Source organism: Streptomyces sp. MMS24-W38 (genome assembly GCF_059889265.1).
Genome location: NZ_JCBCPP010000003.1, coordinates 1 through 9,889 on the forward strand (window position 1 = coordinate 1; position 9,889 = coordinate 9,889).

Consider the following 9,889-nt stretch of genomic DNA (forward strand, 5'->3'; position numbering starts at 1 on the left):
GAAGACACCGGCTCAGTTGCGAGCCGACGCAGAGGCCGCACTGAAGCGGCCGGGGCAGCGCCGTATCCGGCTGCTCGCCCAGCTGGAGGAGGTGGACGCGGAGCTGCGCCCCCTGATCCGGCACGCCCGTGAGGTGGAACTGCCGATCCGGCGGATCACGGAACTCACGGCCGTGGCCCCGAACACGGTCCGGTCGTGGCTCCGAGAGCCGGAGTCCTAGACGGCCCTCAGACGGCCTGGAGAGCCTGCGAGGCTGATCCGGTCACCGGTCCCGGGAACGGGACGGAGACGGGCGCCTAGGGCCACTCTCGGCACCGAATCCGGGGTCTCCTCGCGCGGGCGCGCGTAGAGCCACCCCCCTAGGTTCGGGGTCAACGGCTCAACGTCGCAGGTCAAAGGCCGTTGCGGGGGGTCAACGCCCCCCGGTCGGGTCAACCGGCGACCACAACCGAACACGCAGCGGGCCGGACCCCGCGTCAACGAGAATCCGGCCCTATCCACGATCAGCTTGGAGGCAATCTCGTGGACAAGAACCAAGTGTTGTCCAAGATCGCTTCCGGAGCCAAGTCGGCTTCCGGAGGGATCACCAACTCGCTCGACGTGCTGGCACCGGTCTGCGCCCCGCTGGCCGCGCGCTGGGACGCCGAAGCGACCCGCCGGAAGGATCTCCGCACCCCGGAGAACCTGAAGGCGCTCATGGACGCCCAGCGCGCCCACAACTCGGCTCGGTCGACGGCCGCGACGGCTCGCAGCCAGCGGACCGCCGCGCGGGCCGCGTCGCAGAACCCCTTCAGCACCGGACGCCGGGCGGCTCGCACGGCGGACAAGGCGGCCCGCTCGCACCGCGCGTCGGCAAAGGGCGCGCTCAAGTCGGCGCGGAAGAACTACCCGGCGACGCTGAAGGCTCGGGCGGTCCAGGCGCACGCGGTGCACGCGGTCCCGGCTGGTCTCGCGTCCTACGTGCTGTCGGCGCCGGTCGACTGGACGGTGTGGCCGGCGGCGACGTCGCTCGGACTGATCGCCGCGAACATCGCCGCGCTCGCGATCGGCCGGCGGTCCGTGGCGGTCGACGTCGACGGCGACCTGTCGGCGGAGGAGCGGCGCCTGATGGAGCGGCTCGACCCGTCGTTCTGGGTGCAGCACGCGGAGGAGCGCGGCCTGTCCGGCACGCTCACCGAGCACCCGGAGGTGACGGCGGCCGGGATCGTCTGCGGCGTCCGGCTGGACGGGAAGTGGTCGGCAAAGGCGCTGGCCGCTCAGGCGGACCAGGTGCGCGCGCTGCTCGGCATGAAGTCCGAGACGCGGATGCAGATCAGCCGTGGCAGCCACGGCGACCGCGCGCTGATCGTGATCCGGACCCGGTCCGCGTCGGACGGCGTCTCGATGATCTGGACGCCGGACCACGTCGGCATCGGCGTCGACGAGGTCACCGGAGAGTTCGTCGACCTGCCGCTGAAGGCGGGCAAGCACATCCTGGCCGCCGGACGCACCGGCATGGGCAAGTCGGTGTCCTGGCGCCCGCTGGCAATGCGCGCGGTCATGGCCGACGACTGGACGGCGGTGGTCATCGACCCCAAGCGCCAGGAAGCGATCGGCTGGCAGCACTGCCTGCGGTGCGTCGGGCAGGAGACCGACCGCGAGGAGCGCATGGCGCGCATCTACGGGGTGGCCAAGGAGCTGACCCGCGAGATGCACCGCCGCCAGGGCATCGCCACCGGCTCGACCTGGATGCCGGACGGCCGCCCGGAGAACCGCAACTTGCTGGTGGTCATCGACGAGGGCGCGGCCATCGTCCGGATGTCCAAGCAGAAGAAGTACGGCGACGTTTTGGACCTGTTCGAGGAGCTGTGGTCCGAAGCCCGCAGCGTGGGCTTTCAGTTCGTGTGGGCGACGCAGTTCCCGACCAAGGCGGTCGGTGTCCCGGCGGCGGTGAAGGAGAACATGAGCGCGTTCCTCTCCCTCACGGTCAACCCCGGTGAGGCCGAACGCGCGATCTTCGGTGAGACCGCCCAGCAGGAAGGCTGGCTGCCCTCCCGGCTCGACGGCATCCCGGGCCGGGCGATGCTCCAGTTCGAGAAGCGGGGCACCGATCCGCTGCGGCTGTGGCACGTCACTGACGGCATGATCGCCGGACTGCCCAAGGCGGCCCCGTGGCGTATCCCGCAGGAGACGGAAGCGCCGGCGGCCACGCTGCGCCTGGTGAAGGAGGCGCCTGCGGCCCCGGCGACGAACCGGGCCAGGGTCCTGGCGGCCGTGACGGAAGGCGCCCGCACGTCGAAGGCAGTGACCGAGGCGACCGGGATCAACAAGGGCACCGTGTCGCGCGAGCTGAAGGCGCTTGCCGAGGCTGGGGCCGTGCACCGCGCCGACGACGGCACGATCACCGTTGCCACGGTCCGGACGGAGGCGACCGCATGAGCCGCCGTCTGTTCCTGGCCCTGGTCCTCCCGTTGCTGGCCGTCGAGTGCTGGGCTCAGTTCGTCGCCCATGACCAGCAGATCGTCACCCTGGCCGCGCTGTTGGCGCTCGCGGTGATCGCCGTCCGTTGGGCGACCCTCCCCCGGTCGGTCGACGAGTGCCCGGCCGACTGCCCCAAGTGCGCTGAATCGGAGGGGGAGGCATGAGCGCCCAGTTGGACGCCGGGCACATCCCGGCCGACATGATCCCGCCCGGGGCCGACCCCCGCACCGTGGTGATCGTCCACCACCATCCCGCCGCCCGGTCCTACACCGGCCCGATCATCCTCGCGGTCGTCGTGAGCGCCGGCGCCATCGGCGTGGTGATGACCCTCTGCCTGCTGCTCCAGCTCACCGCGACGACGGCCGCCGCCGTGGCCGCCGCCGCCCCCGCCGGGGTCGGCCTGTCCATCCCGCTCGCCCGTCGGAAAGGGAAGTGACCATGACTAAGCCGAACTTCAAGCGGCTGGCAACCGTGGGCCCGGCCGTCGCCATGACGGTCGTGAGCATGGTTCTGACCCTGGCGGTCGTCGTGATGTGGCTGGGTGAGTCGATGCACTGGGGCGTGGCCCTGGTGGTCGGTCTCGGCATCGACGGCGGTTGGCTCGCCACCCTGGCGTATGACCGGCGGCTCGCCGCTCAGGGCGACCACTCCACTCCGATCACCGTGGTGGGTTGGGCGTTCGGTGCGGTGGCGACCGGCGTCCTGGTCGCCCACGCGGTGGGGGAGGGCGACGACATGGGCGCGTGGCTCGCCGTCGCCTGGCTCCCCCTCGCGGCAAAGGCGTTGTGGTTGGTGCACGGTCTGTGGGAGCGGACCGCGCTCACCCCGACCGCCCTGGACACGATCCGGAAGGTTCAGCAGGACGCCCGTGACGCGGCGGCCGTCGCCCGCGCGCAGCTCCGGGCGGAAGCGGGTACGGAGGTGACCCGGCTGGAGGCCGTGACGGCGGCCGGGGCGCGCGTCGCACGGGTCCAGGCCGCGACCGCCGGCACTCTCGCCGGAGCGTGGTCGGTACTGGAGGCGGCCCGCCAGGGTGACGGCACCGGCAAGGCTCTGACCTGCGTCACGGAGCGCGTCACGCCCGGCGTCACGGGCGTCACGGCGGCCCGCTGGGAGTTGCCGGTGTGGGGGCCCACGGAGCCGGTGGCCGCCATCGAGGCCGCTCCCGCGCTCACCGATGACGACCTGGACCGGATCGTCACGGAGCTCCGGCACGGTGAGGTTCCGCCGCTTACGTACCGGGAGATGGCCGAACGGTTCCGGGCGGCCGGCCACGCGGCCGGGGAGACCCGTCTACGGTCCGCCTGGAAGCGCGTCACCGCGACGGCCGGGACGGGGGCGTAATGGCGCTCGCCTACCTGCTGTCCGTCCTGGTGGCTCTCGTGGTCCTGGCGGTGGCCCTGCGCCCCCGCCGGACCCCGGCCCCGCCTCCGCCCCCGGCGCCGGCACCCGCTCCGGCCGGACTCCCGTCCACGGCCGAGGCTGAAGTCCGCTTGATACTCGCCGCCGCCACCCAGCTCGCCGCCCGACTCGATACCGCAGCCTGACCAACCGCCCCGGGGCCGGAGGGGGAAGTCCCCTTCGGCCCTCTTGCGCAGGCTTGTTGTGCAAGGTGAATGGTGCGTGTCATGCTGATACGCACAGCGCAATCCATCCCACCCGGAGGGAACCGACCATGACCGACGCCAAGACCCCCGCACAGCTCGCCGACGCCGCCGCCGAAGCCATCCGGGGCGTGATCCACGCGACGATGTCGCAGCGTCCCGGCTGGGAGTACCCGGCCGACGCGTACAGCGTCGTGGGCGAGCTGGGCACGCTCGTGATGCGCCTGCCGCAGGCGCTCGAACAGCTCACGGAGTTCGTGGAGAAGCTGCACCAGGACGGCCACGTCGTGGCCGACGGTGGCGACACCATCGAGCGGGTCTACAACCTGGGCGCCGCCAAGGGCGACGCGGTGGACGCCGCCGAACGGCTCCGGTCCGCCCTGGACGAGATGCACGCCGCACTGTCCCCGCTCGCCTACAAGGACTGACGCACCACGGGGCCGGGTGCGCGAACACCCGGCCCCGCGACCGCCCGTGCGGGTGCGCGAACACCCCACGGACCCGACCCATCGGAGGAGACCCGATGAGCGCGTTCGAGGTTACCCAGCCTGAGATCCACACCCGGCCCATCACTCAGACCGAACAGTGGGAGCTGGTCATGGAGGCCGCCGACTACCGGTGCCAGTGCGCCGACGGCCTGTGCGGCTCGCAGCACGCGACCACCGGCCGACGCTGCCCAGCCGTCCATGACCAGAGCCACCGGAAGGGCAAGGGGCTCGTGCGGCTGATCGCCGCGCCGATGGATCTCGGTCTGTCCGACCTGGAGGCCGTGGCCGTCCCGATCCAGCAACTCCGGGCGTGGTGCCCCGCGTGCTACGTCGCCGCCCGCCGCCGGGCACGGGAGGCGTACACCAACGCCCGCCGGCTCGAGACGGGTCCGGAGCCCACGTTGTTCTGATCAGACGACCGTGCCCCGCCGGGCCGTCCACCACGGGCGGCCCGGCCCTACGGAGGGAACCGACCATGACCGACCGCACCCGCGATGAGCTCCTTGCCGAGATCGCCCGTCTCAGGGCCGAGCTGGAGCGCGCCCAAGCACTGGCCGTAGACGCCACCGAGTACCGCATCCCCCTGCCCGAGAACGGCGGTACGACCCTCGTCGTCCGGCGGCAGTCACCCGTCAGTGCCACGGGCGGCACGGGGTGGGCCGTGAGCACCACGGGCTACGGCGGCGGCCGGGCATGGACTGCCGAGGGGTGGCAGGACTCCATCAGCGCCCTGTCCGTCGACCGGCTGTTCTGTTGGCCCGACGCTGCCACCGCCGTAGACGCAGCACGCCGCGCACTCGCCGGCGCCTGACACACGGAAGCCCCGCCGTATCGCGCGGCGGGGCTTCCGTCGGACCGTCAGTCCCCATCAGGCACACGCGAGTCGGGGGGCAACACCCCACTCCGTTCGGTGCCAGGATCACCACCAGTCCAAACGGCAACGGCCCAGGGTTCGCAGCCCCGGGCCGTCCGTCCCACATCTCGCGCCCCTAGACCGGGCGAGACAGGAACGTTGCTCGTGCCCACTGTACGAAGCGAAGCCACGGCACCACCACACCGGCCCGCCGGACGCCCCCGCGTCCTCGATCTCTGCTGCTGCGCCGGTTTCGACGTCGTCGGCGTCGACATCGCGCCGCGCCCCCGCTACCCGTTCGAGTTCGTCCAGACGGACGCGATCGAGTACGTCCGCGAGCACGGCCACCGGTTCGACCTGATCCACGCGTCGTGGCCGTGCCAAGCCACGTGCGCGCTGACCAAGGGGACGAACGCCCGCCTTGCCGACCGGTACGTCGACCTGTTGCCCGCCGGCCGGGCCGCGATGGAGTCGACCGGCGTCCCGTTCGTGATCGAGAATCCCGACGCGCGGCCGGACGTCGTCCTCTGCGGCGAGATGTTCGGGCTCGGAGTGATCCGGCACCGGCGGTTCGAGTTGGGCGGCTGGAGCGCCGCTCAGCCTGCCCACAAGCCGCACCGCGGGCCCGTCCGAGGCTGGCGCCATGGCGTCTACCGGGACGGCCCGTACATCGCGGCTTACGGCAAGGGCGGTGGTAAGGGCAGCGTCGCGGAGATCCAGGCCGCCATGGGGATCGACTGGACCGACGTTCACGAGGAACTGACGGAAGCCATCCCCCCGGCGTACACCGAGTGGATCGGCCGCCAGTTCCTCGCCCCCGCCGGGCAACTGGCTCTGTTCGGGGCGGTGGCCGCATGAGCGCCACCCGCACCGCCGGCCCTCGATGCCACTGCGGAACCCCGATCGCCCGCACACCGGGCAAGCGCCCCAAAGTCTTCTGCTCCGAGGCGTGCAAGAAGCAGGCGGCCCGTGCCCGCAAGCGGGCCGAGGAAGCCGCCAACGGCGCCGCGCCCCAAAAAGGGACGCGCCTTGGTAAAGGGTTGACAGAGTTTTCCAAGAGCGGGGAGCCGCAGGACGTTCCCGCAGGTCAGACCAGTGATGCGGCCAAGGCTGCGGTCCGTCGGTGGCAGGGCCGGAAGGTACTGAACCGCGTCTCCCGGATCGACGCTTGCCGGGGCTGTGGCCGGAACGTCCTGGACCCGGACACGGGCGTGATCGTCGGTCGGTCCTCGCGCGGGTACGCGGTGACGATCGGCCTGGTCCGGTGCGGGCGGATCTGGTTCTGTCCGGAGTGCTCGGCTGCGATCCGCCGGGGCCGGACCGAGGAGGGGAAGACCGGCGCCCTGCGTTGGCTGGCCGCTGGGGGCACGCTCGCGGTGGTGGTGCTCACCGCCCGGCACAACCGCACGACGGAGCTTCGGCGGCTCACAGACGCGCTCTGGGGGGCGCCCAAGCTGGATGCCAAGGGCGCCCCGGTGCTGGACCGGTCGGGCAAGCCGAGGCGGACGCCCGGCGCCTATCAGCGGATGCTCACCGACCCTGCGTTCTACGGGCGGCCCGAGTCGGTGTCGACCTGGACCAGGAAGGACGGCACGGTGAAGTCGTCGGTCCGCCCGGCAGAGGACGGCCACCGGCACCGGATCGGGTACGCCGGCATGGTCCGTGCCTCGGAGGTGACGCGGTCGCTGGCCAACGGCTGGCACCCGCACATGAACCTGCTGGTGTTCCTCGGAGGCACGCTTGACGGCACTCCGGCAAAGGGCACGGTGACCGGGCACTTCACGCCCGAGGAGGCCGACCTGGACGCGTGGGAGGACTGGCTACGGGAGGACTGGACCGAGACCCTGCGGAAGATGGACCCGAGCTTTGCCCCGTCCAAGGAATGCGAGACGCGGGACTGTAAGTGCGGGGGCAAGGGGCACGGCGTCATGGTGCAGATCGTCCGGTCTGCCGACGATGCGGCCCTGATCGAGTACCTGACGAAAGTCCAGGATGGGAAGCGGGACCGGCCGGAGTCGGTGGCCGCCGACCTGGACACCGCGACCGGTGCCGTGCTGGAGACCGTGCGGGCCGACCACAAGACCGGACGGGGCCGGAAGTCCATGACGCCCTTCCAGATCCTCTACCGGCTCTGGGATCTGGAGGTACAGGGCACCGACCCGCGCCGGGCCGAGGGATACGGCACGCCCGAGCAACTGCGGGCGTGGTGGGCGGAGTACGAGGAGGCGTTCGCCGGACGGCGCGCGATCGAGTGGACGCGCGGCCTGCGGCGGCACGTCGACCTGGACGGCGACGACTCCGAGGAGCGTGACCTGGAGTACGTCTACGAGGGCGCCACGCGGGAGCCGTTGACCGGCGGAGTGGTCATGACCGCTACCGCGCACGGCACGGTGGTCGGTGCGGATGCCGAGATGGACGTAGAGGCCGTGGTCGTGGCCGAGTGCTACGACTCCGCAGGCGACATCGTCGGCGGCCTGGGTGGTCGACGCGACCACGTCCGGGTGCTCACCGCCGAGGAGGTGGCCGCCGTACAGGAGAACCTGGCCGCCCGCGTGTTGGCCCGCCGGGAGGAGCGCGAGCGGCAAGCGCGCATCGCCCAGTACGAGGCGGACCAAGCCGCGATGGAACGGAAGCGCCGGCATCTTGCCGGTCTGCTCGCGCAGCTCGTCACCGCCCGCCGCACCGGCACGGAGTGATCCGCAACCCCGACTGCCACGGATACGGTCACAGATGGGAGACGCCCCGGAGCGACGAACCCCGGGGCGTCTGGTGATGAGTACTCACCGGCCATTGTGCCGGGGCGGGAGGGGTGCCGCATGGCGCTCATACGCAGAGGCAAGTACAAGCGGGATTTCACGGTTCTGCCGAACGGGTCCCTACGGGATGACGCACTGTCCTACCGGGCGAGGGGAGTTCTCGCGGAGATCCTGTCTCATCAGAAGTGGTGGGCCGTGTCTGCGGACGCCCTCGCGGAACGGGCGATGAGGGACCGGGGGAAGCGTGGGGAGGGGCGGACCGCCATGCGAGCGGTGTTCCGCGAGTTGGAAGCGGCGGGGTACATGCACCGGTGGAAGTTCCGACTCCCGGACGGCCGCATTCGCACGCTGCTGGTGTTCCACGACACTCCGCGACCCAAGACGCCGGACGCGATGCCGGCGAACGATGAGGTTCCGCCCGACTGGAGTTGACCGGGGTACGGCTCACCGGTCGTCGGTCCAACCGGCGTCGGTCCATCCGGCGCCTGGTGAGCCGCACGCCTAAAGGAAGTACCTACCGAGAAAGATCGGCGGGAGAAAGAGAGAGGGAAAAGCGCGGGAGCGCTCGCGCTCCATCCCGCCGTCGGCGTCTGCGGAGCGCGCGCGTGCGCGAGGGGGAGGGGAAGACGCCCCAGAGGCCGCCCTGGAGCCGACCGGGACCCGTTGGCGCCCTTGCCCCTGTACGGGTTCCCAAGGGGCCGCAGACGGCCGCGTATCCGGTTCCTCGCCCTCCCGCGCGAGTAGGGGGAGGCCTCTCTCGAGCGGCGACCGTGAGCACCGGGCGAGTTACCGGCCCGCGATGCGCGCGACTCTGGGGGAGTCCCGGGGGACCGGTTGTGACCGGTCGCGTGCCCGACCGCGCGCGCGGACGCGCCACGCCATGGACTTGCCACGCTGCGCCCCGGTGCCGTGGCCGCGAGGGCGGTCCCTCTACCGTCCCGGCATGAGCGATGCCACGCCCCCCGCCCCCCGTCTGTGCGCCTGGTGCGGGGGACCGGTGCCAGAGCAAACCGGCGCCGGACGCCCCCGGGACTACTGCCGCCGGTCCTGCCGCCAGCGTGCCTACGAGGAGCGCAAGGTGGTCGACCGGATCGAGGAGCGGGAGCGTCTGGCCCGTATCGCCGTACTGGCAGAGGTCGCCGCCAAATCGACACGTGACGGAATCTCGAGCCCCGCCATTCCGGCACGTGACGAAATTCAGCGGGAGCGTCCGCCGGCACTTCCCCCTCGGTCGGCGGGCCGCCGTCGGCCCCTGCTGCCTCCCCCGCCCGGTACGGTCCGGCAGCCGGACGCGCAGCCACGACGGACCGGTGCCTAGCGGAGCGCCCACGACGGCCGCGACCCCATCGCGGTAGCTGCTGCTCCCCATCGGCCCATACCGGGCCGCAAGGTCGCCTCACGCGCCCGCATCCGTGACGGCGGGGGTACGGCGGTCGGCCACGATTCCGGCCCGGCAGACGGCCGTACAGCGCGACCGGTCCCCCCTCCCCTCCCCGCTGCCCATTGCTACGCGCACAACGGCGTGGCCGCAGTCGGCGGACGGCTGGCCATGTAAACCCCGGCGAGTGGCCGCCCGCCGGGGGCCGGGAGCGGGGCGGAGACAGGAGCGCCCGGCCGTCGGCGGGCGAGCCGACCGGCGGAGCCGGGCGGCCTTGATGGAGTAGGGAAACTTGTACCGCGTCTTGCGCACACCGCACGGCATGTGTCAGTCTGAACCGCATGACGCAG

At 71.9% G+C, this 9,889-nt stretch carries 13 protein-coding genes; all 13 read left to right on the forward strand.

Annotated elements, in window-relative coordinates:
- Positions 1-220, forward strand: a 220-nt coding sequence (locus AC6F7H_RS33935; RefSeq protein WP_500762571.1) for a hypothetical protein, incomplete at its 5' end; no start/stop codon positions are given.
- A gap of 302 nt (positions 221-522) precedes the next feature.
- Positions 523-2,418, forward strand: a complete 1,896-nt coding sequence (locus AC6F7H_RS33940) for a helix-turn-helix domain-containing protein (protein WP_500762573.1) — start codon at positions 523-525, stop codon at positions 2,416-2,418.
- Positions 2,415-2,624 (forward strand): hypothetical protein, encoded by a 210-nt coding sequence (locus tag AC6F7H_RS33945; RefSeq protein ID WP_500762575.1) that lies wholly within the window; start codon positions 2,415-2,417, stop codon positions 2,622-2,624. Before AC6F7H_RS33940 ends, AC6F7H_RS33945 begins: the two co-directional genes overlap by 4 nt.
- On the forward strand, positions 2,621-2,896 hold the full coding sequence (locus tag AC6F7H_RS33950) for a hypothetical protein (RefSeq protein ID WP_500762577.1): 276 nt from the start codon (positions 2,621-2,623) through the stop codon (positions 2,894-2,896). The genes AC6F7H_RS33945 and AC6F7H_RS33950 overlap by 4 nt, the downstream gene beginning before the upstream one ends.
- A 2-nt stretch (positions 2,897-2,898) precedes the next feature.
- Positions 2,899-3,804, forward strand: coding sequence for a protein spdB (locus AC6F7H_RS33955; RefSeq protein ID WP_500762579.1), 906 nt, complete (start codon positions 2,899-2,901; stop codon positions 3,802-3,804).
- Complete coding sequence (locus AC6F7H_RS33960) at positions 3,804-4,007, forward strand: hypothetical protein (protein WP_500762580.1); 204 nt, start codon at positions 3,804-3,806, stop codon at positions 4,005-4,007. The genes AC6F7H_RS33955 and AC6F7H_RS33960 overlap by 1 nt, the downstream gene beginning before the upstream one ends.
- Positions 4,008-4,135: 128 nt before the next feature.
- A complete protein-coding gene (locus tag AC6F7H_RS33965; RefSeq protein ID WP_500762582.1) occupies positions 4,136-4,492 on the forward strand; it encodes a hypothetical protein in 357 nt (118 codons plus the stop codon).
- 95 nt (positions 4,493-4,587) lie between these two features.
- A complete protein-coding gene (locus AC6F7H_RS33970) occupies positions 4,588-4,962 on the forward strand; it encodes a hypothetical protein (RefSeq protein WP_500762585.1) in 375 nt (124 codons plus the stop codon).
- 65 nt (positions 4,963-5,027) lie between these two features.
- On the forward strand, positions 5,028-5,363 hold the full coding sequence (locus tag AC6F7H_RS33975; RefSeq protein WP_500762587.1) for a hypothetical protein: 336 nt from the start codon (positions 5,028-5,030) through the stop codon (positions 5,361-5,363).
- Between the two features lie 207 nt (positions 5,364-5,570).
- Positions 5,571-6,263: a class I SAM-dependent methyltransferase gene (locus tag AC6F7H_RS33980; RefSeq protein ID WP_500762589.1), complete on the forward strand. Its 693-nt coding sequence runs from the start codon at positions 5,571-5,573 to the stop codon at positions 6,261-6,263.
- Positions 6,260-8,101, forward strand: a complete 1,842-nt coding sequence (locus AC6F7H_RS33985; protein ID WP_500762591.1) for a replication protein — start codon at positions 6,260-6,262, stop codon at positions 8,099-8,101. Before AC6F7H_RS33980 ends, AC6F7H_RS33985 begins: the two co-directional genes overlap by 4 nt.
- A gap of 120 nt (positions 8,102-8,221) precedes the next feature.
- Complete coding sequence (locus tag AC6F7H_RS33990) at positions 8,222-8,593, forward strand: hypothetical protein (protein WP_500762593.1); 372 nt, start codon at positions 8,222-8,224, stop codon at positions 8,591-8,593.
- A 565-nt stretch (positions 8,594-9,158) separates the two neighbouring features.
- The gene (locus AC6F7H_RS33995) at positions 9,159-9,479 is read left to right on the forward strand and encodes a hypothetical protein (protein WP_500762595.1); all 321 of its coding nucleotides are present in this window, start codon (positions 9,159-9,161) and stop codon (positions 9,477-9,479) included.
- Positions 9,480-9,889: the final 410 nt, after the last annotated feature.